Origin of the sequence: Flavobacterium ginsengisoli (assembly GCF_029625315.1) — a bacterium.
GTDB lineage: Bacteria > Bacteroidota > Bacteroidia > Flavobacteriales > Flavobacteriaceae > Flavobacterium > Flavobacterium ginsengisoli.
Genome location: NZ_CP121110.1, coordinates 101,081 through 126,660 on the forward strand (window position 1 = coordinate 101,081; position 25,580 = coordinate 126,660).

General features: G+C 34.0%; 23 protein-coding genes and 3 pseudogenes. 14 read left to right on the forward strand and 12 right to left on the reverse strand.

Annotation, left to right across the window (positions count from 1 at the left end):
• Positions 1-166: 166 nt before the first annotated feature.
• The 5 genes and pseudogenes from P5P87_RS00475 to P5P87_RS00495 all read right to left on the reverse strand — a co-directional run bounded on the left by P5P87_RS00475 (position 167) and on the right by P5P87_RS00495 (position 5,927).
• Positions 167-1,255, reverse strand: coding sequence for an efflux RND transporter periplasmic adaptor subunit (locus P5P87_RS00475; RefSeq protein WP_278021131.1), 1,089 nt, complete (start codon positions 1,253-1,255; stop codon positions 167-169).
• Positions 1,245-4,529 (reverse strand): annotated as a pseudogene (locus tag P5P87_RS00480) (efflux RND transporter permease subunit). Before P5P87_RS00480 ends, P5P87_RS00475 begins: the two are co-directional and overlap by 11 nt.
• Positions 4,530-4,541: 12 nt before the next feature.
• On the reverse strand, positions 4,542-4,742 hold the full coding sequence (locus P5P87_RS00485; RefSeq protein ID WP_278022849.1) for a hypothetical protein: 201 nt from the start codon (positions 4,740-4,742) through the stop codon (positions 4,542-4,544).
• Positions 4,684-5,352, reverse strand: a complete 669-nt coding sequence (locus P5P87_RS00490) for a TolC family protein (protein ID WP_278021132.1) — start codon at positions 5,350-5,352, stop codon at positions 4,684-4,686. Before P5P87_RS00490 ends, P5P87_RS00485 begins: the two co-directional genes overlap by 59 nt.
• Positions 5,353-5,405: 53 nt before the next feature.
• Positions 5,406-5,927 carry a TolC family protein gene (locus P5P87_RS00495; protein WP_278021133.1) on the reverse strand — a complete coding sequence of 174 codons (522 nt, stop codon included), beginning with the start codon at positions 5,925-5,927 and terminating at the stop codon, positions 5,406-5,408.
• Between the two features lie 175 nt (positions 5,928-6,102).
• On the opposite strand from P5P87_RS00495, the gene P5P87_RS00500 reads away from it, so the two are divergent.
• The 3 genes from P5P87_RS00500 (at position 6,103) to P5P87_RS00510 (ending at position 8,440) form a co-directional block, all read left to right on the forward strand.
• Positions 6,103-7,140 (forward strand): sensor histidine kinase, encoded by a 1,038-nt coding sequence (locus P5P87_RS00500; protein ID WP_278021134.1) that lies wholly within the window; start codon positions 6,103-6,105, stop codon positions 7,138-7,140.
• Entirely contained in the window at positions 7,137-7,841 is a 705-nt protein-coding gene (locus tag P5P87_RS00505) for a LytR/AlgR family response regulator transcription factor (protein ID WP_111377136.1), read from the forward strand. Before P5P87_RS00500 ends, P5P87_RS00505 begins: the two co-directional genes overlap by 4 nt.
• Positions 7,842-7,966: 125 nt before the next feature.
• The gene (locus tag P5P87_RS00510) at positions 7,967-8,440 is read left to right on the forward strand and encodes a hypothetical protein (protein WP_278021135.1); all 474 of its coding nucleotides are present in this window, start codon (positions 7,967-7,969) and stop codon (positions 8,438-8,440) included.
• A gap of 277 nt (positions 8,441-8,717) precedes the next feature.
• Here the strand turns inward: P5P87_RS00510 and P5P87_RS00515 are convergent, their stop codons facing one another.
• From P5P87_RS00515 to P5P87_RS00540, 6 genes are all read right to left on the reverse strand, one after another.
• Positions 8,718-9,482, reverse strand: coding sequence for an SDR family NAD(P)-dependent oxidoreductase (locus P5P87_RS00515; protein ID WP_278021136.1), 765 nt, complete (start codon positions 9,480-9,482; stop codon positions 8,718-8,720).
• 92 nt (positions 9,483-9,574) lie between these two features.
• Entirely contained in the window at positions 9,575-10,297 is a 723-nt protein-coding gene (locus tag P5P87_RS00520) for an SDR family oxidoreductase (protein ID WP_278021137.1), read from the reverse strand.
• Between the two features lie 249 nt (positions 10,298-10,546).
• Complete coding sequence (locus P5P87_RS00525) at positions 10,547-11,470, reverse strand: helix-turn-helix domain-containing protein (RefSeq protein ID WP_278021138.1); 924 nt, start codon at positions 11,468-11,470, stop codon at positions 10,547-10,549.
• Positions 11,471-11,749: 279 nt separating this feature from the next.
• Entirely contained in the window at positions 11,750-12,310 is a 561-nt protein-coding gene (locus P5P87_RS00530) for a 2'-5' RNA ligase family protein (protein ID WP_278021139.1), read from the reverse strand.
• Between the two features lie 25 nt (positions 12,311-12,335).
• Positions 12,336-12,650: a response regulator gene (locus P5P87_RS00535; RefSeq protein ID WP_278021140.1), complete on the reverse strand. Its 315-nt coding sequence runs from the start codon at positions 12,648-12,650 to the stop codon at positions 12,336-12,338.
• Positions 12,651-13,207: 557 nt separating this feature from the next.
• Complete coding sequence (locus tag P5P87_RS00540; protein WP_278021141.1) at positions 13,208-14,239, reverse strand: AraC family transcriptional regulator; 1,032 nt, start codon at positions 14,237-14,239, stop codon at positions 13,208-13,210.
• A gap of 191 nt (positions 14,240-14,430) precedes the next feature.
• On the opposite strand from P5P87_RS00540, the gene P5P87_RS00545 reads away from it, so the two are divergent.
• The 7 genes from P5P87_RS00545 (at position 14,431) to P5P87_RS00575 (ending at position 19,500) form a co-directional block, all read left to right on the forward strand.
• Complete coding sequence (locus P5P87_RS00545) at positions 14,431-15,228, forward strand: TonB-dependent receptor (protein WP_278021142.1); 798 nt, start codon at positions 14,431-14,433, stop codon at positions 15,226-15,228.
• Positions 15,197-16,738 carry a TonB-dependent receptor domain-containing protein gene (locus P5P87_RS00550; RefSeq protein ID WP_278021143.1) on the forward strand — a complete coding sequence of 514 codons (1,542 nt, stop codon included), beginning with the start codon at positions 15,197-15,199 and terminating at the stop codon, positions 16,736-16,738. Before P5P87_RS00545 ends, P5P87_RS00550 begins: the two co-directional genes overlap by 32 nt.
• Before the next feature lie 24 nt (positions 16,739-16,762).
• Complete coding sequence (locus P5P87_RS00555; protein ID WP_278021144.1) at positions 16,763-17,164, forward strand: DUF4374 domain-containing protein; 402 nt, start codon at positions 16,763-16,765, stop codon at positions 17,162-17,164.
• On the forward strand, positions 17,148-17,996 hold the full coding sequence (locus P5P87_RS00560) for a DUF4374 domain-containing protein (RefSeq protein WP_278021145.1): 849 nt from the start codon (positions 17,148-17,150) through the stop codon (positions 17,994-17,996). Before P5P87_RS00555 ends, P5P87_RS00560 begins: the two co-directional genes overlap by 17 nt.
• 133 nt (positions 17,997-18,129) lie before the next feature.
• On the forward strand, positions 18,130-18,408 hold the full coding sequence (locus P5P87_RS00565; RefSeq protein WP_278021146.1) for a PepSY domain-containing protein: 279 nt from the start codon (positions 18,130-18,132) through the stop codon (positions 18,406-18,408).
• A complete protein-coding gene (locus P5P87_RS00570; RefSeq protein WP_278021147.1) occupies positions 18,386-18,574 on the forward strand; it encodes a hypothetical protein in 189 nt (62 codons plus the stop codon). Before P5P87_RS00565 ends, P5P87_RS00570 begins: the two co-directional genes overlap by 23 nt.
• Before the next feature lie 8 nt (positions 18,575-18,582).
• Entirely contained in the window at positions 18,583-19,500 is a 918-nt protein-coding gene (locus tag P5P87_RS00575) for a PepSY-associated TM helix domain-containing protein (protein WP_278021148.1), read from the forward strand.
• A gap of 84 nt (positions 19,501-19,584) precedes the next feature.
• On the opposite strand, the gene P5P87_RS00580 is transcribed toward P5P87_RS00575, so the two are convergent.
• Positions 19,585-20,523, reverse strand: coding sequence for an alpha/beta hydrolase (locus tag P5P87_RS00580; RefSeq protein ID WP_198857977.1), 939 nt, complete (start codon positions 20,521-20,523; stop codon positions 19,585-19,587).
• Positions 20,524-20,930: 407 nt separating this feature from the next.
• Between P5P87_RS00580 and P5P87_RS00585 the strand changes: the two are divergent.
• From P5P87_RS00585 to uxaC, 4 genes and pseudogenes are all read left to right on the forward strand, one after another.
• Positions 20,931-22,401: pseudogene (locus P5P87_RS00585) on the forward strand (MFS transporter).
• A 98-nt stretch (positions 22,402-22,499) separates the two neighbouring features.
• Positions 22,500-23,339: a 5-dehydro-4-deoxy-D-glucuronate isomerase gene (kduI, locus tag P5P87_RS00590; RefSeq protein ID WP_111377125.1), complete on the forward strand. Its 840-nt coding sequence runs from the start codon at positions 22,500-22,502 to the stop codon at positions 23,337-23,339.
• Between the two features lies 1 nt (position 23,340).
• Positions 23,341-24,133: pseudogene (locus P5P87_RS00595) on the forward strand (gluconate 5-dehydrogenase).
• 24 nt (positions 24,134-24,157) lie between these two features.
• Positions 24,158-25,558 carry a glucuronate isomerase gene (gene uxaC / locus P5P87_RS00600; RefSeq protein ID WP_198857982.1) on the forward strand — a complete coding sequence of 467 codons (1,401 nt, stop codon included), beginning with the start codon at positions 24,158-24,160 and terminating at the stop codon, positions 25,556-25,558.
• Positions 25,559-25,580 lie beyond the last annotated feature (22 nt).

Consider the following 25,580-nt stretch of genomic DNA (forward strand, 5'->3'; position numbering starts at 1 on the left):
TTTACTAATTCCTTTAACCAAGTACTTTTACCTAAAATTATTAGATCAAAAAAAGGACAGTCCCTCCAATAAAAGAAGAACTGCCCTTTTAGGCAAATTTTTAAATTTGCATTCCTAAGAATGCGTACAGTTTTTGGTAATCACTAAATTGAAGACTAAACGCAGGTTATTCGTTTATGACATCGCCTTCCTTAGTTTCTTCGCTGGCAATTTTTACCAGTTTATCGTTTGGAGTCAAATCGCCGAAAATTTCAATTTTATCTTCGATTTCTCTTCCTTTTTTAATGTCAACTCTTGTTGCTTTGTGGTTTACTACTTTTACCACATATATTCCTTCTGCAGAACTTACTACGGCAGATTTTGGTACTACAAATGTGCTGTCTTTCGCGTTAAGCGGTAATAAAACTTCGGCAACCATTCCAGGTAATAAATTTCCTTTGGTGTTATGAACGTCCATTTCGACTCTTTCAGAACGCAGTTTTAAATCTAAAGCGCCAGACATTCTGGTAATTTTTGCTGTAAAAGTATCTGGCGGCGATTTTACATTAAAACTCATTTCGTCGCCTGGGTGTAAATATCCTGTGTACAATTCTGGAACAGAAACCGCCAAACGTAATTTGCTTTGCTCTTGAATCGTCAATAAAGGCAGATCTGAACCTTTTCCTGCTGGGCCAACAAATGTTCCTAAATTGACATTTCTAGCCGCTACAACACCATCAAAAGGCGCACGGATTTCTAAGTAACCTCTCATGATCGAGATTTCTTTGTGAGTCGCAATTGCCGCTTGATATTGTGCGTAATCAGAATTCTTTTTACCGCTTGCCATTTCTAAATCGTTTTTAGAAATCGTTCCTTCTACTTTGCTTGTTTCATACAAACGGTTGTAAGTGCTTTTGCTCGTTGCGTAAATGGCTTCCATAGATTTTAATCTAGATTCGGCCGCTGCTACTTGCGAGCTTATTTCTGGCGCTTCTAAAACAATTAAAAGCTGTCCTTTTTTTACTTTCGTTCCAATATCAACTTTTAAAGTTTTTACGAAACTGCTCACTTTTGCATACAAATCAACTTGTTGAAAACCGGTTAATTCAGCTGGCAAACGCAATTCTGTTGTTAGTTTTTCTTTCGATAAAAGGAAAGTTTCAACTTTAGGTTCTATTTCTGCTTTAACTGTTTCTTCTTTTTTAGAATTACAGCTGTTCAGGAAAAATACTGCTGCTAGAAACAGCGGGCTATATTTTATAATTTTAGTGTTCATTTTTTGGTTTTAAAGATGAAATATAATGGATGCTTTCTTCGTCCTCAGGATCTAAAGAAACAGATTGTGTTGATGTTTTTTCTTGTGCCCATGCAAATATCTGCGGAAGGATTAATAATACGGCAAAAGTAGAAAATAATAATCCACCGATAACCGCTCTTCCTAACGGAGAAACTTGATCGCCTCCTTCGCCATGTCCAATTGCCATTGGCAACATACCCATAATCATCGCAACAGATGTCATGATAATTGGACGAAGACGCAACGCAGCAGCTTCACGAGCAGATTCTAAGGCATTGCCGTTTATTTTTCGAAGCTGTTCGGCATTCGTGACCAAAAGTACGGCGTTGGCAATAGAAACTCCAACCGACATGATGATTCCCATGTAAGATTGTAAGTTTAATGTTGAGCCAGTTAAAGTAAGCATTAATAACGATCCTAAAACTACCGCAGGAACCGTTGTTAAGATTACTAAAGAAACTTTGAACGATTGGAAATTAGCGGCCAACATTAAGAAGATTACGAATACGGCAACCAATAATCCTGTTTGTAAACTACTTAATGTTTCGGTCAATACAGTACTTAGTCCAATTGGCGTAACAAATAAACCACGAGGTAATTCGCCTAATGAACTGATTGTTTTGCTCACATCTTTAGAAGCCGTCCCCAAATCGGTTTTATAGATGTTTGCTGTAACGGTAATGTATGGCATAGCCCCTAAGTTATCATTTTCACCGCTTACAAAGCCTGGTGTAATTTTAGCAACGTCACTTAAAACAGGACGAAGCGAGTTTTTCAATACCGAATTTCTCCAATATCGGTTTTGCTTTTCATTTTATTTAAAGGAACCTGAACCTGAACAGAATATGATAATCCTGCTTTTTCGTCGACCCAGTTATTTTTTTCGGTATAACGAGAAGATGAGGTTGAAGCCACCAATGAACGCGAAATATCATTCATATCAACTCCTAATTCGGCAGCACGAGTTCTGTCAATATCAATATTCATTGCTGGATAATGAATTGGCTGTCCGATTTGTACGTCTCTGAAATACGAAATCGCTTTTAACTTGTCTACAATTTGAGTCGCGTATAATTCGTTTTTCTTTTTGTCTTTTCCGGCAACTCGAATCTCAATTGGAGTAGGAGAACCTTGGCTTAAAACTTTATCTGTCAATTCGATTGGCTCAAAAGAGAGTTTAGTATCCGGAAGCACTTTTTTAAGTCTTGCTCTAAACTCATCTTTAAAATCGTCCATGTCTTCATGATAGTCTTTCAAACTCACTTGGAAAACCGCTTCGTGAGAACCAGCCATGAATAAATAAATCGGGTTGATCGAGAATAGAGAAGGGTGCTGACCAACATATACAGATGTGATTCCGATATGATCTTTGCCGACCATTTTCTCCAATTCCTTTAAAACAATTCTGGCTTGTTCTTCGGTTCTTTCCAAACGCGTTCCGTCAATGGCACGCATTCTCAACTGAAACTGACTAGAATTGGTTCTCGGGAAAACATCTTTTCCGATGAAATTAATGAACAGAATTGCTAAAAGTGTTGCTCCAACCAAATAGGTGACAGTCGTTATTTTTTTGTGAACAAACAGACGGTCTAAAGTTCGCATGAAACGAATCTTGAAACGTTCGAAAGCACTAATTTTTCCGTTGTTATTAGTATCTGCTCTTTCTACATAATCCTTTTTCTGAGTGATTAGATTTTGCTCCGATTCTGGCGTTATACCGCTGTCATTAAATTCAGCTTCATCATCTGTAATTTCTGGTCCGTGTGCATGTTTTTCATGTCCTTTCATCATCCAGTTGGCCATTACAGGTACAAAAGTTTGAGATAATAAGAATGAAATAACCATTGAGAAACCAATCGCTAAAGCCAAAGGCAAGAACAACGCTCCCGGAATACCAACCATTGTAAATGCTGGTGCAAATACGGCTAGAATACAAAGTAAGATCAATAATTTAGGCAACGCAATTTCCTGACAGGCATCCCAAATGGCGAGTGCTTTTGGTTTTCCCATGTCGAGATGCTGGTGAATATTTTCGATGGTTACGGTACTTTCATCCACCAAAATACCAATCGCCAATGCCAATCCTGATAGAGACATTAAGTTAATTGTCTGTCCGAATAATTTCAGAAATAAAACTCCAGAAATAATCGAAATCGGAATCGTCATAATTACGATTAATGCTTGCACGACGGTCACCCAAGAATAATAAAACCATTAATCCCGTTAGAACCGCACCAATAATTCCCTCAGTAATCAAACTTTTAACCGAGTTAATTACATAAACCGATTGGTCAAATTCGTACGTAATGTTTACATCTTCAGGAAGTGTGCTTTGAATTTTTGGAAGTTCTTTTTTCAATTTCTGAACCACATCCCAAGTCGAAGCGTCTCCCGCTTTTGCGATACTAATGTAAACCGAACGTTTTCCGTTTACTAAAGCGTAACCTGCTGTAATATCGGCACCGTCTTTTACAGAGGCAACATCGCCTAATTTTAAGTTCTGAACACCGCCTTTAAATAACGGAATCTGTTCAAAATCTTTAACTTCTTTAATCGTATTATTTGTTGGCGTAATATAGTTTTTGTCGCCCATACGTACGTTTCCAGAAGGAGCCGTTTGGTTGTTCAAACGAATCGCGTCAACAATCTGGTCTGGCGTCATATTATGAGAACGCAATAAATCTGGATCAACGTTTACCTCAATAGTTCTTGGGCTTCCTCCAAAAGGTGCTGGAGATAATAAACCTGGAATTGCAGTAAATGAAGCACGAACATAAACGTTGGCTAAATCCTGTAATTCGTTGTTTGAACGTATTTTACTGCTCAAAACCAATTGTCCAATTGGAAGTGAAGAAGCATCAAAACGAATGATAAACGGAGGCTGTGTTCCCGGAGGAAAAGCCGCTTGGATTCTGTTCGAAAGCGCACTTAACTCGGCAGCCGCCTGAGCCATATTGGTTCCTTCATAATAGGTTAATTTCATAATCATTAACCCCTGAATATTTTTGGTTTCTACCGATTTGATACCATTCGAGAAAGGTAAAACGTTTACGTAGTTTTTGGCAAAATAAGCCTCCATTTGGTCTGGCGTATAACCTCCAAACGGATGCGCAATATAGATAACAGGCAAATTCATTTTTGGCAGAATGTCTACCTTAATGTCTTTGATGGCACCAATTCCGAAGAAAAATAGACCCGCAACCAATACTAAAATGGAAATGGGTTTGCGGAGTGCAAAACGTATTAAATTCATTAGGATTTATAATTAAAATTCATTTATAAATAAGTCAAAATTTCCTGTTGCGACGACTTTTAGTAAGTACGATTGCCACACATTATTATTGACAATATCTCGATCGATTTCAGCACGATTTAAAACATACATTGTTTGTGTTAAATCTGTCAAATCAGTTAAACCGTTTTTGTATAAAGTCGATTTTTGGACATAAGCTCTTTTTGCGAGCATCAACCTGAATCGGAGCTTCAGCATAGTTTTCCAAAGTAATTTTGATTTTATCTTCGGCAAAATTCAGCTGTGATTTTAATTCTCTATCTGCTTGATTGTATTCTTCCTGCATGGCTTGAGAAACAAATTTCTGAGCACTTACTTGTTTGCTTGATCGGAATGGAGTGGTTAAATTCCACGTGATTCCAACTCCAATTAAATAATTGGTACGATCTGGATTTACGCCATCCCAATAATTTCTTGTAAAAGCATTTTGATTGGTCGCGTAAGAGTTATCAAATCCTGAAGCTCTGGTTTGTAAAACTCCAAAAGCACTCATTGTCGGATAATAAAATCTCTTATACAATTTAACCTGCTGGTTGCTGTAATCGATTTTTGTTTTGTAGAATTGTAATAAAGGGTGAAGACTGTCTGTAGTAACTTCTTTTGTTACTAATTCCTTTGGGATCTGAGTTACAAATAAAGTGTCTGTAACGAAATCCTGAGGTGCAACGCCCATTAAATCGACCAATTTGTTGTTTTGTTCTTTAACGAAGTTTCTAGCAAGATTTAAAGCGATTTTAGCTTTAGAAACTTCTGCAGTAGCCAAAGTAGAATCTACTCCTGCCAATAATCCGTTTTTAACTCTCGCTGCAGCAGTCTTTTTGAAAACTTCTGCACGATCTAAGTTTTTTGTCGCGAAATCACTAATCTTTGGCTTGCCAATAGATTTAGATAAGCAACCGAAATTTTGATTTCCTGCTGGAATTTTTCCTGCTGTAAATCTTTTTCTTTAGCCTGAACATCAATTTTAGATAAATTGATTTTTTCCTGTGTTTTTCCGAAAGTGAAAAAATCCCAGTTCATGTTGACTAAATAAAGCGCGCCAAAAGCCGAGTTCCAGTTTTGCTCTGGTAACGGAAGTCCTGATGAAGCAACTCCTAAACCTCCAAAACCATACAACGGTCCATTTTGTCCGTTTACGGTTCCGTAATCCTGCTGTGCCGATAAGTTAAGGTTTGGCAGGTAATCACGACGAGATTGTTTTAGAGTCTCTTTTGATGCATTGGTGTAATTGTTTTTTGCTCGGATAGAACCGTAGTTTTCAAGACCTACCTTTATTGCTTCTTTTAAAGACAGGGTTTGAGCATAACCGATTGAGGCAAAAATCAATAAAAATAATAAGGTAATTTTTTTGAAATACATAAACTCAAGGTGTGAATAGAAATGTTTTTTGATGCAACAAATTTATTTCTCTTGTACTGATAAAAGTCAGGTTAAGTGATGTACTGCACTAGTAAATGACGAATTGAATTGGTCATTTTTTGAAAAAAATAATTAAATAATTGTTCGTACTTTGTAAACTATTTCAAAATTAAGAATGAACAAAAGAATTGATAACATACTGGATAACAAATGGTGGCAGGAGGTTGCCGTTGTCCTTTTTTCATTTACAATATATACCCTAAAAAATGATTGGATGTTATTTAGTTCTTTCATTTCGATTGCAATGGGTGTGTTTTTTTATTGCATTTTGTACATGCATGCCCAATTTAATCGTTTTTTTCTCCTTCCGATTTTATTTAAAGCAAATAAACCTTTTACGTATATCATTTTAACGCTATTTGGAGTTTTTGTATTTTCTGTCATTTTGTATGAAATTACAAAAATGGATATGTTTGCCAATTGCCATTTATACCAAAACTCGCATCAGAGAAGTTATGCGTACCAATTGGCTAGTGTTTTGGGAACTTTGGTCTGCATTCTGAGTCCGATTATTGTTTTTAAGTTTTATCGTATTCACAGAAAACAAACCGATGCGGCTTTATTGTTCAATCAAATGCAATTAAATTCATTGAAAGGGCAATTAAATCCGCATTTTTTGTTTAATACATTTAATACGCTGTACGGAATCAGTCTTCAGTTTCCAGACAGAACGCCAGATTTGATTATGAAGGTTTCGCAGTTAATGCGTTATCAGTTAGAAAGTAATAGCAAACAATGCGTATCTTTAGAAGACGAATTGGAGTTTATAAACAGTTATGTTCAGCTTGAAAAAGAACGTGTTGGTTATAGATGTGACATACATTTTGAAAGCAAAGTAGATATTGAATACACTTATAAAATTTCTCCGATGCTGTTAATTGCATTTATCGAAAATGCTTTTAAACACGGAACTTGTGCTATTGAAAATTGCTTTGTAAAAATCACGATTTCTGTTGAAAACGGATTATTACATCTTCATGTTGCCAATTCAATTCCGAAGAAAAATGATGTGGTTTCAACTAAAATAGGTTTAAAAAATACCATTGAACGTTTAAATTTAATTTATGGAAAAGACTATAAATTAGATGTTAAGGACGATAAACAGACTTATATTGTAGATTTAGAAATACAGCTTAAAAAGTTTGTAGGATGAGAGAAACAAAAAGATGCATTATTGTAGATGATGAGCCCGCTGCGCATTATGTTTTAGCGAATTATATCAAACAGAATCCGCAATTGGAATTGGTTTTTCAGGGATATAACGGCATTGAAGCGATGAATTATCTCAGAGAAAATCCAGTCGATTTAATGTTTCTGGATATCAATATGCCTGAAATTTCGGGAATGGAATTGCTTAAAATTCTTCCAACGCATCCTAAAACTATTTTAACTACAGCATATTCTGAATTTGCGCTTGAAAGTTACGATTACGGTGTAATTGATTATTTGCTGAAGCCCATTTATTTTCCAAGATTTCTAAAAGCAATTGACCGTTTTTTTGCGACCGAAAGTGTAAAACAAAAGGCAGAAGAAACCGTAAATTCGGTAAGTGTAAAAGTAGATGGTTATTTGATGGATATTGAATTAGATCAGCTTTTATACGCGCAGAGTTTTGGTAATTATGTAAAACTTCACACAACCAAAAGAACTTATCTGGCTTCTATTACCACAACAGAGTTCGAAAAATGCCTGCCAGAAAAGAGTTTTATGCGTATTCATAAATCTTACATTGTTGCTTTAGATAAAATTGATGCGACAGAAAAAGATTTTGTTGTTATTAAAAACGAAAGAATTCCAATCGGAATTACTTATAAAAGAGAACTAACAGATCGATTAAAAAAGCTTGAATTGTAGACACGATTTAAGCTCAACTTTAAAGGAGTTTATTTTTTTGTAAAATGATATTTTCTTCTTGTTATTGTAATAAAAAAAGTGTTAATTTTAATACGTTGTTTAAGTTTAATTAAAAAATTGAAACTATGAAAAACGTGCTTTTACTTTTTACTTTTTTATGCAGTAGTTTTTTAATTGCACAAGAAGGAACCAATATGAAAAAAGCAATCACTCCTCCAGAAGAAGTTAGATTAGCTTTTGAGAAAGAATATCCAGGAAAAGTACCAGTTTGGTCTGAAGAATATGTTGGAGATGATGCAGATGAAATTAGATTTGAAGCACGATATAATGTAAATAATACAACAAAAGCGGTTGCGATTTATGATAATTTAGGTAACATGAAAGCTTTTGAATTGCAGATTGCATTTAGAGATCTTCCTGTACAAGCACAGTCTTATTTGAAAAAGAATTACAAAGCGAAAGCAATTTTAGAAATTGCTAAAGTAGTAGATGATAAAAACAAAACAACTTACGAAGTTGGCGTAACAAAAGATGCTAAATTTTATGATGTTGTTTTTGATAAAGATGGAGGTTTTGATGTCTCCATAGAGAAGAATTAAGAAGACCTTACTAATTCAAATATTATTGAAATGGCAAACCCGATAAGTTTTTTAAGCTTGTCGGGTTTTGTTTTGTGTTTTTTTGTTTCAGGTTTCAAGTTTGAAGTTTCAAGTTGATATTCTTTGTGTGTTTTAACCGCAAAGTGCGCAAGGTTTTTCCAAGATTTATGTTATATAAACGCAAAGTTCGCAAAGCTTTACGTAAAAACCTTGCGAACCTTGCGTAATCCCTAGCGTTCTTTGCGGTTAAACTTGAAACCTGAAACTTGAAACCTCCTTACAACATCATCCCTCCAGAAACCTCGATTCTTTGAGCATTTACCCAGCGAGCTTCTTCGGTACATAAAAAGGCAACAACGCCACCGATATCATCAGGAAGACCAACTCTTCCTAAAGCGGTTACCGAAGCAATTTGCTGATTCATTTGTTCATTGTCGCGAACTACTCCGCCGCCAAAATCAGTTTCAATGGCGCCAGGCGCAACTATATTGGCTCTAATTTTTCTAGCTCCTAATTCTTTTGCCTGATATTTAGTTAAAGTTTCCATTGCGCCTTTCATAGAAGCGTATGCCGCATAACCAGGGAATGAAAATCTTGCTAAACCAGTTGAAATATTTACAATTCCGCCGCCGTCGTTCATTACGTTAAGTCCTTTTTGAGTTAAGAAAAATGGACCTTTAAATTGAATGTTAGTCAATTGATCAAATTCTGCCTCAGTTGTTCCAATGAAAGAATTGTGAATTCCGATTCCGGCGTTGTTTACTAAAAAGTCAAATTTATCTGTTTTAAAAGTGTTTTTTAGTGTTGCTTCTACTTCTTTAAAGAAAGCATCAAAAGTGCTTGATTCAGCAACATTTAATTGCAATGAAGCGACTTTTTGCCCCAGACTTTCAATTTCTTTTACAACTAAATCTGCTTCTTCTTTTTTGCTATTGTAAGTGATAATTACGTCAAGTCCTTTTTTTGCAATCGCAATTGCCATATTTTTTCCTAAACCTCTGCTACCGCCTGTAACTAGAGCTATTTTTGTATTTACTGCCATATTTTTGTAATTATGAGTTATGAGTTTTGAATTATGAGTTATGAAATGTTTCTTGTATTTGTGATATACAATTCATAACTCATAATTCATAATTATTTATGCATTGCATTAAAATGATTTCTCAACTCTTCTGCGCTTGCGTTTAATCTTGTTTCACTTGTTCCGAAAGTAAGTTCTTGTTTTCCTTCTTTCAATTGCTCGAAAATCGATTCAATAAAACTGCTTACACTTGGATGTGAGTCGTGAAGTCCGATTCCGCCTAAATCTGTGTTTAAGGCTGGTGGAATAATTTCGATTACTTCAATATTTTTCTCTTTTAATAAATGACGAAGAGAAAGCGTAAACGAACGGAAAAATGCTTTTGTAGCCGAATAAACAGGAACTTTTGCAAAAGGAGAAAATGCCAGTCCAGAAGTTGTATTCATTACGGTTTTTAGCGATGGCAACTGAATGAATAATGAAGTTAAATGTAAAGGCGCTTCAATATTAGTAGTAAGCTCATTTTTCATGTTTTCATAAAAATCAGCATCAGTTATCGACATCCAGTTTTGGATTCCTGCATTGTTAACTAAAACATTTAAATCAGGATGATTTTCTTTGATCCAATCGTAAAGTGCAATGCGTTCTTCTTCTAAAGATAAATCGCATACCTTGGTAATAACAGTTGGAAATTTTTCTTTTACTTCTGCTAAGAGAGAAGCTCTTCTTCCACAAATAATTACAGTATTGTTTTCTTGAATGAATCGTTCTGCAAGTCCAAGTCCGATACCGCTTGCACCGCCAGTTATTAAGATTTTGTTGTTTGATAAATTCATTTTTTCGATCTTTTAATTTGATGAGACAAAGGTAGGAGCGAAGTAGATCTGGGGAGTTGTAAATATCAAACCGATGTTTGCGAAATTCAAATCACGAGTAGTAAAATCCAATTTTTAGAAAATCCAAATTCCAAAACTTTGTGGAGTTTCTTGCGGAGATCCCTCGTTCCTCGGGATGACAAACAGTATGGTTGCGACTCGTAAAACCTGAAACCTGAAACCTGAAACTTGAAACTTGAAACAAAAAAACTAACTCCTAAAAGCAATCGGCGTATAAGTAGTTTGTTTTTTAAAGAAATTTGAGAAATGCGCTAATTCTTCAAAACCAAGTGAATAAGCAATTTCAGAAATATTCCAATCGGTTTGTTTTAAGAGTATTTTGGCTTCGTTTGTTAGTCGGTTACTAATTAATTCGGTAGTGGTTTTTCCGGTGTTTTCCTTTAAAACCTTATTTAAATGATTCACATGAACAGATAACCGCTCCGCAAAATCTTTCGCTGTCCTCAATTCTAATCGCTGATTTGGCGATTCAATTGGGAATTGTCTTTCCAACAATTCTGCAAATAAAGAAGAAACTCTAGTTGCTGAATTGTGCTTAGAATATAATGCTGTAATAGGTTGTAATTTTTGTCCGAAATGAATTAATTCTGCAACATAATTTCGAATTAAATCGTATTTGTAAATATAATCAGAATTAATTTCTTTTTGTATTTTATTGAAAATCAAACTAACTTCTTCAACTTCGTCGTCAGAAAGCTGAAAAATTGGATATCCGTCTGAAGCGAAAATTGGAAGTTCATCCAGATCGATTCCGCTTTTGTTTTTAGATAAAAATTCACTTGTGAAAACACAAAACTGTCCGCCTTGATTGGTGTCTTGCGGTAAATAATTGTACGGAATTTTTGGAGTTGCAAATAACAATCCTTGTTTTTCGATTTCGATTACTTTATCGGCATATTCTGCTTTATTGTGTCCTCTAATTAAACTTATTTTGTAATAAGCTCTTCTGTCATAAGGCATTCCAGGTTTTCCTTTCATGCGTTCCAAAAGTTCCTTTATATCAAAGACATTAAAGTGGCCTATTTCTTTTTGAATGTCGTTTGGTAATAATGAAGTGGGATCAACAGTTGAACCTTCGGTAATATCTTGGTAAAAGGAATCTAAGGATTTCATATCGTGATGAATTGCGAAATTCAAATATACGAAAAATATAAAGATTGGTTTTAGTTTGTTTTAGGTTTAAAGTTTCAAGTTTCGTTAGAACTTTGTCAAAGTTTGAAACTTTGACAAAGTTTAGCGTATAATTTTGTCATTTCGACGAAGGAGAAATCTTCGTAAGAAACTCCGTAATCTAAATCGACAATCTTTGTAGAGCTACTCGCGAAGATTTCTCCTTCGTCGAAATGACAAACATAGTGTTTAGAAGTTTTAAATTCTTTGCGTTCTTTGCGGTTAAAACAAACTTCCTTGTACAAATTCAGGTTCTGGATTGCTTCCAAAAGGAATAGCATCAATCACAAAAAACTGTTTTACTTTGGGATCAAATTCCCTTAGAACAATTTCGTTGCATTCAAATTGAAGAGCAATTGTGGTAAAAAGTTCAAAAGCAATTTTAAGATTTTCGGGTGTTAATCTTCGTCCGATTGACATATGCGGATCATCACTTTTTTTGAGCTGTAAAGATTTCAGTGTTTCGTGAATCTTTTTCATTATGGGCTTTAAATTGTTTTTAGATTCTTCGTTTGGAGCAATAAAAAAAGCTCCAGCATTTTCATAAGAACCAAAATGATCTAAATATACTTGAGAAGGCGTAAAAGTATCACAGATTTTAATTAGCTTTTGCCTTATAGAATCGAGTTGAGATTCCTCAATTTTAAATTCACAAATCGTAATATGCGCTTCAGAATTACAGCTGTTGTACCATTCGATTTTACTTTTCAGTAAATCTTTCATTTTTTTGACACTATCAACAACTGGTTTTGAGTAGAATACTACAGAATATGTTTTTTCCATTTTTTAAGGGCTTTGTAACACAAATTTAAAGCTTTCCTTTCAAATGCAATCGATGCAGAATTTCAGATTTTAATAAACCGCTTCCGCCTCCAAAATGCTCGATTACTTCTACATCTGGCTGGTTTTTTAGGCAGAAAGAAGTAAATTCTTTTTCAACATGATCTTCAATTGCCGAACTCAAAAGCACGATATCTATTTTATGATTCTGAAAGTATTCTTGTGCTTCTTTTTCGTCATTAAAAGCAATTGCATTCCAGTTTTCATCTGCATTAACAAGACGAAGTAAAATGGCTAAAATAGCTTCATTTTTTCCGAGTAATAAAAATTGTAGCATTTTCATTTTTGTAGCTTCTAAGTTTCTAAGATACTAAGTTTTTTGGCTCCAAAATATCTTATTAACCAATTTGGTCACTATTTAATTGGAGTTACTTGCAAATGTAGGCAGGGTTTTATAAAAAGAGACTTAATCTAGGACAAGAAATATGTTTTTTAGATCTTTTTTGCGGTGAATTTGAGCAAGAATCTAGTATTTTCTTTTACAAATTTTCGTTAAAGTGTATTTTGGCAATGTTTTGCAGAACAATTACTTAAGGTTTTTGGCTTCTGTTAATGTTGTTAATTTTTTCATACAATGTGGAAAACCGTAAGGTTATCTGTTTTTATGCCTGTAATTTTGGGTTGTTGAAATTTAAGAACAATGTTGTTTTTTACCTTTTTTAGAATGCCATTATTTAAGTTTTAACAATTCATGTTTTTTGGAGAAACATTTTTTTTGAATTAAATTTTGACATATTCATTTGATCGTGGGTAATTGTATAAGAGTTTGCACTATACATTAATGTCTAATTTTTAGGGTTTTAAGAGGAAGTCGACGGACTGAATTTTAAAACCCTTTTTTTATACTATAAATGAAAAAGCAAGCGACCAAAATTGAATAATATCAGTATTGATTTTAAATTTTTGAGGCGAAAATCCGTAGTAGCTTTTGAAGGCCGCAGAAAAATGAGAAACGTCTTTGTAACCGCATTTGTATGCTGCTTCGCTTACTGTAGCGGTCTTGCTTTGAAACAATTTTTTGGCATGTTCCATTCTCAGTTTAATAATATAGCTTTTTACAGTGGTTCCAAAACAAGCTTTAAAGCCTTTTTTTAATTTGAATTCGTTTAACGAAATAAGTCTGGAAAGTTCAGGTAGAGTAGGAGTGTTTCGATAATCGTTTTCTAATATTTTTTTTGCTTCTAATAATTTGTTGTAATCTTCTTCGTTTATTTTTTCTGTTGGTAAGGGTTTGGTAATTAATGTTTCAAGTTGATGAATAAGAAGTTCTTTAATCTTACTTTCAATGTAAATTCTTTTTAAAACACCTTCTCTAGTACAATTTTTTATTTCTGATGTTACCCACTTAATTGGCGATGTAAACGGAAGATATTTAGAAGTTAAATAGCAAGATTGTTTTTGAAGGATTTTTTTTGAAAATTTTTCATGCAATTGCCAATCTTCGTTTATGATATTGTAGTAAAACTCTTTGGATAATATAATAGACATATAATTTACATCTTTATGAGCTGGAATTTTAAAAGAACCCTTAAAGTTATTGGTGTAAAAGATATTATGGGTGTTTTCTTTAGAATATTTTTCACTTTCCAATTGATCAATATGAGTCTCAACATTGCTACTGTAAATAAAATTCATAACGATCGATTCTTCATCAATTTCAAAAATAAGAGTTTTAGAATTTGAGAAATACAATTGTGTATCAAGGAGAACCAATCCTTCTGTGATAAGATGACGACTGATTATTTTTTCTGAATCACCATTTTGTATGTTGACATTTTCCTCCGTTAAAACACTTTTCGGATAATATTTATCTCCAATTTGAATTTTAATTATAGGCGTTTCAGAGGTTAGAAGTGTGGCTTTGATTTTCAAAATATAATCCGTTTTTACAAAATAATAATCCGTTTTTCCCTATCTTTTTTGAAGACGTTGATGGTACTTTTGCAGCAAAGTTATTTATAATTAGTCTAATTAAAGATATGTCAACTCAAAAATTTTTATTTGCCAGTTTATTTTTTCTATCCACGTTCTTATCATTTTCCCAGCAAAATCAAGGTTTTGCAGTGACTGGTCAAGTCGCTGAAAAATCTGGAGCAACGATTCCGTTTGCGACAGTATTTATTGAAAAAACGAATTTAAGTATGATTTCCGACGAAAACGGGAACTTCACTTTCAAAAATGTTCCATCTGGAAAACACACTTTGAAAATTTCTGCAATAGGATTTTCAACTTTAAAAAAAGCGATAGAAGTTTCTGGCAATCCTGTCAATGTTTCCATTCATTTAGAAAGCGAATTAAATGAATTAGAAAGTGTTACAGTGATGGGCCGTACTGCAACCGATAAAGTAAATAAACAAGCCTATAGTGTTACTGCAATTGATGCTAAAAAACTTCATAATACAACATTAGATCTTTCGCATGCTTTAGACAGGGTTTCGGGAGTTCGTGTTCGTGAACAGGGTGGAGTAGGTTCTCAGTCAGAACTTTCTATTAATGGTTTCTCTGGAAATCAAATTAAGGTCTTTATTGACGGTATGCCGATGGAAAACTTTGGTTCTTCTTTTCAGCTAAACAATATTCCAATCAACCTTGCTGATCGTGTAGAAGTTTATAAAGGTGTAGTGCCAATCTGGCTTGGAGGCGATGCTTTGGGAGGTGCTGTAAATATTGTTACAAACACAAAACCAAGAACCTATTTTGATGCTTCTTATTCATTTGGATCTTTTAATACGCATAAAACTGCTATCAATGCTGGGTATACTGCAAAAAGTGGTTTTACAACTGAGATTAATGTTTTTCAAAACTATTCAGATAATAATTACTGGGTAAATGTTGAAGCGAGCAGATTTAAAAACGGGTGAATATTTTCCAAATGCAAGACTAAGAAGGTTTCATGACACCTACCATAACGAAACTGCAATTGTAAATATTGGTATCACTGGAAAAAAATACGCCGATAAATTAATGATTGGTTTTACAGGAGGACAAAATAAAGCAGATATTCAGACCGGTGCTAGAATGAAAGCTGTTTTTGGCGACCGTTATAGACAAGGTAATATCTTAATGCCTACTATTAAATATCAAGTAAAAGATTTGTTTACAAAAGGCTTAAATGTAAACGTTAATGGTAATTACAATTTTGGTGAAGAACAAACTGTAGATACTGTATTTATCAAATATAATTGGTTTGGAGATTACATTAAATATAACGGAGAAGGAGGTGAAAAGCAAAGAACCTTAATGAAAATGCGTGATCATAATGGTATTGTAAATGCTAACGCAACTTATAGTCTAGGCGAACGCCACTCTTTTATGCTTAATAACACTTTTACGACTTTTGATCGTAAGCAGGAAGATGAATTAGTGCCTGAATCTATTGCTTATCAGCAGCCTAGAAAAACACAGAAAAATATTTTAGGTCTTGGTTATAAGTTCGATTATAACAAAAAATGGAGTACTTCTGTGTTTTTAAAAAACTATGATTTATATACCAAATATTCAAGAAGTTATAATCCAAGTGGAAATGCTGGAGATATAGCGTATCAACAATTTGAAGATAAAACTTCTACGCTAGGATATGGACTTGCAAGTAGTTATTACTTAAAACAAAATTTGCAGGTAAAAGCTTCTTTCGAAAAAAGTTATCGTCTTCCAAACTCTCAAGAACTTTTTGGAAGTCCAAACGATAATATTGCGTCAAATATTGATTTAAAACCAGAATCTAGCTACAACTATAATTTAGGAGCTAGCTACCAGACGAACTTTAATAAAGTGAATGCATTAACATTTGACATCAACTTTATGTATCGTGATGCCAGAGATTTTATTCGTAACACATTGTTTACAAATCAGGTAGATAGTTATTCTGTAAATCTTGGAAAAATGACCAATTACGGTGTTGATGGAGAGATAAGATATTCGTACAGAAAAAGGTTTACAAGTGGTTTCAATATGACGTATCAAAATTTGCGTAATATGACTAAATACGAGCCAGAACAAACAATTGTATCTTGGTTTTATAAAGACAGAATTCCAAATATACCCTATATGTTTGGTAATGTTGATGCTACCGTATTTTTTAACGATGTATTCAGACAAGGCAATAATTTATCTGTTGGGTATAATCTACTTTATGTACATACCTATTATTTGTCATGGCCAAGTATGGGAACAAAGGACGGAAAATTAGAAATTCCAGTGCAGTATAATCATGATCTTAATTTAGTTTATACAATGGCAGATGGTAAGTATAATATCGCTTTAGAATGCAAAAACGTCCTAGATAATAAGCTATACGATAATTTTTCACTACAAAAACCAAGCAGAGCTTTCTATATAAAATTCAGATATTTTTTCACCAAATCAAATTAATAAAATTTTAAATCCATAATAATTATGAAAAGAGGTAGCAAATTAGCTTTATTCGCAGCTTTTATAGCTTTTACAACATTCTCATGTAGCAGTGACGAAAATTCAGGAAACGGAACTGGTGGCGGAGTTGATACTGGTAAAACGAAATATATCATTACAGCAACTACTGGAGCGGTTGGAATTGCAGATTATTTATTAACTGCAGACGATGTAACAACAGGTACAGTAAGTACAATTGGTAATGGTATTGAACAAGACGGAACTTACCGTTATTATATTACAGCTGAAAATAACTTTTTTAGTTTATTATACGGACAAGGAAATCCAGGTGCTGTTACTACTTACAACTTAACCGCTGAAGGTAAATTGCAGAAAAAATCTGATTTTCAGGCAGAAACTGTACATGTTTTTGCAGACTGTAAATAAAGATATCTTAACCGTAAAAGTTCCAAGAAGCGGGGCTGCATCTATTGCTCAAATGTATAAAATTGATGCTACAAAATCACTAATTACAGGTGAGGCTCAACAAGATACTAAAATATTGGCTGGAAACGGAGAAAGGGCTTTCTTTACTTGGGCAACTCAAGTAGGAGACAAAGTATTTATGCCTTATATGAGTATTAAAGGAGACGGACTTGATAACTTCGGGACAGCAAATCCAGACAGTACTTGGGTAGCAGTTTACAACTATCCAGAACTTAAATTAGAGAAAGTAATCAAAGATAACCGTACAAGTTATTTAGGTGCTTACTTTACAAACGGATTATTTCAAGATGAAAATGGAGATGCTTACGGATTCTCTGGAGCAATTGCAACAAGCAATACTGTGATGACTTCTACAAAACCATCTGCAGTTGTAAAAATCAAAAAAGGAACTACAGAGTTTGATAAATCTTATTTCTTTAATGTTCAAGAAAAATCAGGAGGATACAAAATTTCTTCTACAACTTACATTTCTAAAGGTAAATTCTTATTGTTAATGTATGGAAACGTTGGGAAAAATAATGGCGCAGTTAAAATGGCTATTGCTGACGTTTATAACCAAACTTTTACATGGGTAACAAATACGCCTGAAACATTAACTTCTGTTACAAGTCGTTACAACATTACTACAGAAGATGGAAATTCTGCTATTATTGGAGTTAATACTCCAGAGGGAAGCTGGATTTATACTGTTAACGGTACTACTGCTGTAGCAACAAGAGGTATGAAAGTTGAAGGAGGTCAAATTACTGCAATTCAGAAATTAAAATACTAATTTTTTTGCCGTAAGTCCTCATTTTATGAGGGCTTGCGGTTTTTTTATTTATCCTATTTATCTATCCAATTATGTTTTCTTCTTCAAAACCAAATAATAAGAAAAAAGTAAAAAGTCGCTTTTTAAGCGTATCATGGCCTGGCTGCATTTGTGGCTTGGTTTGGCATCAGGAATTATTGTAGTTATTGTCAGTCTTACAGGTTGCATTTATGTTTTCGAAAATGAAATCAAAGATTTTATTGAAGATTGGCGTTTTGTAAAGCCTCAGAAAGAGGCATTTTTACTTCCGTCTCAATTGGTTTCGATTGCAGATAAAAAAATGAAAGATAAGAAAGCTACAAGTGTAACTTTTGGTGCAAAAGATGAAGTCTGCGATTGTAGGTTATTTTGTGGAGAAAAAAGAAGAAGGTGAAGGAGGCAAAGGTGAAAGAGGAAATAAAAGAGGTGAGCATAAAAAAGATTTAGCTCAAAATCAGGAAAAAGCAAAATCTGATTTGAAGCCTCAAGGGAAAAAAGGTGAAAAGGGTAAGGAAAAGGAAAAAAAGGTAAAGGAGGAAGAAGATCTGGAACTTTTATAAGCGTTTACATGAATCCGTATACTGGAGAAATATTAAATGTAAAGACTTTTTCGAGAGGAGATTCGCCAGATTTTTTCAGATGGATTTTAAACGGACACCGCGCATTATGGCTTCCATATGATATTGGAAGACCAATTGTTGGAGTTGCTGTTTTAATTTTTGTCGTATTATTAATATCGGGCATCGTTTTGTGGTGGCCAACAAAATGGATTAAATCCATTATTGATAAAAGTTTTAAAATTAAATGGGATGCTAGTTTTAAACGTGTCAATTATGATATGCATAACGTATTCGGTTTTTACAGCCGCATCTTCCTGTTTTTTATTGCCATAACTGGTTTAGTATGGAGCTTTGGATGGTGGAGTAAATCTTTATATTGGATTACATCTGGAGGAAAACCGTTGACAGAAAGTCGCGAATCTCCAAAATCGGATACAACCAATGTAAAAACATTCAATATCACTACAGCTGATAAAGTTTTATTGAATTTAAGAAAAGAAAATCCTCAAGTCGCAGGAATTATGATTAGTATTCCAGGAAAGCCGGCAGATCCAATTGGTGCTTTTGTTTACAAGCAAAGACACACTTTTTATAATATGGATAGATATAGTTTTGATCAGCAGAGTTTGAAAGAAATTTCGATTAAAACACCTTTTTCAGGAAAGTATATTGAAGCGAATATTCCAGACAAAATCAGACGTATGAATTACGATATTCACGTAGGAAGTGTACTGGGGCTTACAGGGAAAATTATTGCATTTTTGGCTAGTTTAATTTCGGCCAGTTTGCCCATTACAGGATTTATTATTTGGTGGGGAAAACAGAAGTTTGGTAAAAAGAAACCTGCCGCAAAACCAAAAGTGGCTAGTAAAGCAATTCCCGTTCCTAAACTGAAAAATACAGCAGAGCAAGAAATCACTGCTTAAACATATAAAATTGGTTTTTATAATTCCTTTTTTGTTTTTTTTTGATAAAAGGCAAAACTTGTAAAAGTTTTGCCTTTCTTTTTTTTAATTATATCCGTTTGCTTTTAGCCATTCAGCACAATCTCTAGTCCAGAATTTATTGGTGTCGCTTACACCTAAACCAAATCCGTGGCCTCCTTTTTCATAGATATGCATCTCTGCCGAAACTCCATTCTTCTTTAAAGCTAAATAGTAATTAATACTGTTTTCTGGTATAACAACAGTATCATCTGTAGCATGAATTAAGAAAGTAGGAGGCGTTTTAGAAGTCACTCTCTTTTCGTTTGAATAAGCATCTATTAACTCTTTTGAAGGATTGTTTCCAAGTAAATTGGTTTGAGAGCCTTTGTGGGTAATTGCATTTTCCATTGAAATTACTGGATAAATCAACAATGAAAAATCGGGACGAGCACTAACCTTATAATCAGATTCATAAACTTTATCGTCATAATGAGTCGATGCGGTCGAAGCCAAATGCCCTCCAGCTGAAAAGCCTAAAATTCCAACCTTGTTTGGATCAATATTCCATTTTGCCGCATTTTGCCTTACATAGCGAATAGCCTCCTGTGCATCTTGCAATGGTCCAACGGTTTTATTTTTCATGGTTAAATCAGTTGGTATTCTGTATTTTAAAACAAATGCAGTGATCCCTAAACTATTAAACCATTCAGCGACTTTTGTTCCTTCTTTATCAAATGCTAAATGTGTGTAACCTCCGCCTGGGCAAATTACAACTGCAGTCTGATTTGGTTTTGTTTCTTTCGGAATAAAAATGCTTAAAGTAGGAACAGAAACCTGACTTGTACTTTGCATTTTTCCATCTTTTAGTTCTGGCTTTTCTTTATACTCTGGTGCTTTTATTTCGTCTGGAATTTTATTCCAAAGCGCAATCACTTGATTTTGTGCATTCATAGAAAATAGTCCTGAAAAAAGAAGAAAGCTAGTAGCGATTCTTTTTAACGATTGTGTTTTTATTGTTTTCAATTTTACTTTTAATTAATTGTTTTACAGTTGGTTATTTGGTTTTATGATAGAAATTCAATATTTAGAATTTAAAAGATAAAAATAAGGAGAAATATAATTGCAAAACATGTGTTTTGGGACAATTTTACCCCATAAAAAGGATGAATTTTACCTATTAGCTTTTAACAAATATATTGTTTAATGTGTAATTTTGTATTCTTTTTTTATGTATTATGTTTATTTTAGAAGCTAAAATATTTTTTTACATAATATTATTTGGATTATACAGATTAAAAACTATATTTGTGCAATCGATTACATTATTTCTTTTTAAAGGTGTTAATATATTGATTGTATTATTTTTAGAAAGCAGTAAATATAGTCTTTTAAGATTACCAAAAATTACAAAACTATAATACCCACTTACTATGAATCAAACCGAAACTGTTGCTGTAAATCAAGGCATCAAAACAACTGGAAAATACCGTTGGAGTATTTGTGCATTGCTATTTTTTGCAACTACAATTAATTACCTAGATCGACAAGTACTGTCGTTAACATGGAGCGATTTTATTGCGCCAGAATTTCACTGGACCAATAACGACTACGGAAATATTACCGCTTTGTTTTCTATCTTTTATGCAGTGTCATTATTATTTGCAGGTAGATTTGTAGATTGGTTGGATACTAAAAAAGGATTTCTTTGGGCAATCGGAATCTGGTCAGTTGGAGCCTGTCTTCATGCTTTCTGCGGAATTGCAACTTCAGGAATTATTACAGGAGAATGGTTTGTAGGCTTTCATGGTTCAAAAGAAATAATTAGTACAGTAAGCGATACAGCATTGGTTATCAATGTAAGTGTTGCTTTATTTATTTTTGCTCGTTTCGTTCTAGCAGTTGGAGAAGCAGGAAACTTCCCTGCAGCGATTAAAACTACAGCAGAATACTTTCCTAAAAAAGACAGAGCTTTTGCAACTAGTATTTTCAACGCTGGAGCAACTGTTGGAGCTTTAGCAGCGCCAATTACAATTCCTTTTATTGCAAAATCATTCGGATGGGAAATGTCATTTATCATCATCGGAGCCTTGGGATTCGTTTGGATGGGATTCTGGATGTTTATGTACGATAAACCAGAAAGACATTCTAAAGTTACATCAGAAGAATTAGCTTATATTCAGCAAGACGATATTGCAGACAGCAAATTGGTTGGTTTTGTACCAGAAACAAGCACAAAAGTTTCTTTGGCAGACTGTTTTAAGTACAAACAAACATGGGCTTTTGCATTTGGTAAGTTTATGACAGATGGTGTTTGGTGGTTCTTCTTATTCTGGACTCCAGCGTATCTAAGTTCTGTATACGGAATGGATTCTACAGAAGCAAGCATTCCCATTATTTGTACTTTATTTAATTACATTATTATCAATTATCGGAGGTTGGCTACCAACTTATTTTGTAGAGAAAAAAGGAATGAATCCTTACGAAGGAAGAATGAGAGCGATGTTGATTTTTGCTTTTTTTCCATTGTTGGCCTTAATCGCGCAGCCATTAGGATATATCAGTTACTGGGTTCCAGTAATCATTATCGGAATTGCTGGTGCGGCACACCAATCTTGGTCGGCAAATATTTTTACAACAGTAGGAGATATGTTTCCTAAAAAAGCAATTGCAACAATTACAGGGATTGGAGGATTAGCAGGTGGAGTTGGTTCAACATTAATCAATAAAGGATCAGGAGTTTTGTTTGATTACGCTAAAGATACAAATATGGCTTTTATGGGATTTAAAGGAATTGAAGCAGGATATTTTATTATTTTCTCAATTTGTGCAATTTGTTACTTGACAGGTTGGATTGTAATGAAATCATTGGTTCCTAAATATGCTCCAATAACAGATCTTTAAAGAAAAATTAGCATAATTGAAATATTTTTCTCGTTTCAATTATGCTATTTAAATATAAAAATATAATTTTGTGCAATCGATTACATTAATTTAAAATTATGACAAAATATAGTTCAAGATACGCGTCAAGCCCCGAAGCTGTAAAAAAATATGATACACAGCAATTGAGAGAAGAATTCTTAATTGATGACTTAATGCAGGAAGATGAAGTTGTATTGGTTTATTCGCATTACGACAGATACATTGCAGGTTCTGCAGTTCCTGTAAAAGGTGATTTAGCTTTAGAAACGATCGATCCTTTAAAAGCGCCTTATTTTTTAGAGCGTAGAGAATTAGGAATCATCAATGTTGGAGGAAGCGGTTCTGTTGTCGTAGAAGGAACAACTTATGAGTTAGGTTTTAAAGATGCTTTGTACATCGGAGCTGGAAATAAAGAGGTGGTTTTTAAAAGTGATGACAAAAACAATCCTGCAAAATTCTATTTAAACTCTGCACCAGCTCACACGACTTACCCAACTAAGAAAGTAAGTTTAGCTGAAGCTAATAAATTACAATTAGGAACTATGGAAACGGCAAATCACCGTACCGTAAACCAAATGATTATTGGAAGCGTAGTAACAACTTGCCAATTGCAAATGGGAATGACAGAATTGAAACCAGGAAGTGTTTGGAATACCATGCCAGCTCACGTTCACGATCGTAGAATGGAAGTCTATTTTTATTTAGATATTCCACAAGATCAGGCAGTTTGCCACTTCATGGGACAACCACAGGAAACAAGACATATCTGGATGAACAATCATCAGGCAGTAATTTCTCCGCCTTGGTCTATTCACTCTGGTTCAGGAACCAGCAATTATACTTTTATCTGGGGAATGGCTGGTGAAAACTTAGATTACGGAGATATGGATGTTTGTAAAATCACTGATTTAAGATAAGATGACAAATTTATTTGATATAAAAGGAAAAGTTGCCTTAATAACAGGAAGTACACACGGACTGGGAATGGCAATGGCAAAAGGATTAGGTCAGGCGGGTGCAACAATTGTTGTGAACGGAAATTCTTCTCAAGAAAAAATTGATAATGCTGTAGCTGAATTAAAAAGTGAAGGTATTAATGCAGTGGGCTACAAATTTAATGTAACTGAAGAGCAGGAAGTAAAAGAAGCAGTTGCTAAAATTCAGAACGAAGTTGGACCAATTGATATCTTGATCAACAATGCCGGAATTATCAAAAGAATTCCGTTGCTAGATATGGAAGTATCAGATTTTAGAGAAGTAGTTGATATCGATCTTGTAAGTCCGTTTATAGTTTCTAAGCATGTTGCAAAAAGAATGATTGAAAGAAGACAAGGAAAAATCATCAACATTTGCTCTATGATGAGTGAATTGGGAAGAAATACAGTTTCTGCTTATGCTTTGCGCAAAAGGTGGTTTGAAAATGCTAACTAAAAATATGGCAACAGAATGGGCAAAATACAATGTTCAGATCAACGGAATCGGCCCTGGATATTTTGCGACAGAACAAACCAAACCAATTAGAGTTGATGGGCATCCATTTAACGATTTTATCATCAGCAGAACGCCAGCCGCAAAATGGGGAGATCCAAGCGATTTGGCTGGAGCGACAATATTTTTATCATCTAAAGCGAGTGATTTTGTAAATGGACACATTTTGTATGTTGATGGTGGAATCCTTGCGACAATCGGAAAACCTTCAAACGAAGAATAATTTTCAAATTATATTTTAAAAGACATGAGCCAGAAATTCATACACGATAATTTTTTATTAGAAAATAAATATGCTGAAGAGTTATACCACAATTACTCTAAAAATCAGCCCATTATTGATTACCACAATCACTTAAATCCGCAGTTTATTGCAGAAGATAAAATCTTTGACAATATCACGCAAGTTTGGATTAATGGTGATCACTACAAATGGCGTGCAATGCGTACTTTAGGAATCAACGAACAGTTTGTAACAGGAAATGGTTCAGATAAAGATAAGTTCTTAAACTGGGGAAAAACTGTTCCGTACACAATGCGTAATCCGTTGTATCACTGGACGCATTTAGAATTGGCTCGTTATTTTGATATTTATGATTTATTGAATGAGAAATCTGCAGAGAAAATTTATATCGAAACTTCTGAGAAAATAAATTCTCAAGCGTACAGCACACAAAACCTTCTTAAAAAAGTAAACGCTGAATTAGTTTGTACTACAGAAGATCCAATCGATTCTTTAGAATTTCACCAAAAATTCGCAAATAATTCGACTGGAATTAAAATGAGTACAGCTTTCAGACCTGATAAAGCCATCTTAATTGCTAATGATGGTTATAATGCATATCTGGACACATTAGGGGATGTGTCCGGTATTGCAATTAACACATATGCTGATTTACAGTCTGCTTTAAGAAAAAGAATCGAATTCTTTAACGCAAACGGATGTAAATTAAGTGATCATGGATTGAATCAAATTGATTTTGAGAACTATACAGAAAGTGAAGTAAATGCTATTTTCAAAAAGAAAAGAGAAAATGGCGAATTATCTCCAGAAGAAGTTTTAAAATTCCATAGTGCTATTTTAGTTTTCTTATCAGAAACTTATCATGAGTTTGGATGGGTGCAGCAGTTTCACTTAGGTGCATTGCGTAACAATAATGCTCGTATGCACAGAATCTTAGGTCCAGATACAGGATGGGATTCTATTGGAGATTATCCGCAAGCGCAAAAATTATCAGCTTTCTTAAACGCTTTAGACAGTAAAGATAAATTGACTAAAACGATTATCTATAACCTAAATCCTGCTGATAACGAAGTTATGGCAACGATGATTGGAAACTTCAACGACGGAAGTGTTCGCGGAAAAGTACAATTTGGCTCTGGATGGTGGTTCTTAGATCAGAAAGATGGAATGACAAAACAATTGAACGCGCTTTCAAACATGGGCTTAATTAGCTGTTTTGTTGGAATGCTTACAGATTCTAGAAGTTTCTTATCGTTCCCAAGACACGAATATTTCAGACGTATTTTATGTAATCTTTTGGGAGACGAAATCAAACGTGGTGAACTTCCAAATGATATGGAATGGATTGGAAAATTAGTTTCTGATATTTCATACAACAACGCTAAAGAATATTTTAAGTTTTAAATAAAAAATTAACCGCAATCCC

Excerpts from the sequence above, each read along its gene's own strand:
- P5P87_RS00555 (WP_278021144.1), top strand. The coding sequence starts at position 16,763 with ATGAAAAGAGGTAGCAAATTAGCTTTATTCGCAGCTTTTATAGCTTTT.
- P5P87_RS00515 (WP_278021136.1), bottom strand. The coding sequence starts at position 9,482 with ATGGCAGTAAATACAAAAATAGCTCTAGTTACAGGCGGTAGCAGAGGT.
- P5P87_RS00495 (WP_278021133.1), bottom strand. The coding sequence starts at position 5,927 with ATGTATTTCAAAAAAATTACCTTATTATTTTTATTGATTTTTGCCTCA.
- P5P87_RS00510 (WP_278021135.1), top strand. The coding sequence starts at position 7,967 with ATGAAAAACGTGCTTTTACTTTTTACTTTTTTATGCAGTAGTTTTTTA.
- P5P87_RS00485 (WP_278022849.1), bottom strand. The coding sequence starts at position 4,742 with ATGCTCGCAAAAAGAGCTTATGTCCAAAAATCGACTTTATACAAAAAC.
- P5P87_RS00565 (WP_278021146.1), top strand. The coding sequence starts at position 18,130 with ATGGCCTGGCTGCATTTGTGGCTTGGTTTGGCATCAGGAATTATTGTA.
- P5P87_RS00535 (WP_278021140.1), bottom strand. The coding sequence starts at position 12,650 with ATGAAAATGCTACAATTTTTATTACTCGGAAAAAATGAAGCTATTTTA.
- P5P87_RS00475 (WP_278021131.1), bottom strand. The coding sequence starts at position 1,255 with ATGAACACTAAAATTATAAAATATAGCCCGCTGTTTCTAGCAGCAGTA.
- P5P87_RS00505 (WP_111377136.1), top strand. The coding sequence starts at position 7,137 with ATGAGAGAAACAAAAAGATGCATTATTGTAGATGATGAGCCCGCTGCG.
- P5P87_RS00520 (WP_278021137.1), bottom strand. The coding sequence starts at position 10,297 with ATGAATTTATCAAACAACAAAATCTTAATAACTGGCGGTGCAAGCGGT.
- P5P87_RS00575 (WP_278021148.1), top strand. The coding sequence starts at position 18,583 with ATGAATCCGTATACTGGAGAAATATTAAATGTAAAGACTTTTTCGAGA.
- P5P87_RS00550 (WP_278021143.1), top strand. The coding sequence starts at position 15,197 with ATGTTGAAGCGAGCAGATTTAAAAACGGGTGAATATTTTCCAAATGCA.
- kduI (WP_111377125.1), top strand. The coding sequence starts at position 22,500 with ATGACAAAATATAGTTCAAGATACGCGTCAAGCCCCGAAGCTGTAAAA.
- P5P87_RS00500 (WP_278021134.1), top strand. The coding sequence starts at position 6,103 with ATGAACAAAAGAATTGATAACATACTGGATAACAAATGGTGGCAGGAG.
- P5P87_RS00525 (WP_278021138.1), bottom strand. The coding sequence starts at position 11,470 with ATGAAATCCTTAGATTCCTTTTACCAAGATATTACCGAAGGTTCAACT.
- P5P87_RS00530 (WP_278021139.1), bottom strand. The coding sequence starts at position 12,310 with ATGGAAAAAACATATTCTGTAGTATTCTACTCAAAACCAGTTGTTGAT.
- uxaC (WP_198857982.1), top strand. The coding sequence starts at position 24,158 with ATGAGCCAGAAATTCATACACGATAATTTTTTATTAGAAAATAAATAT.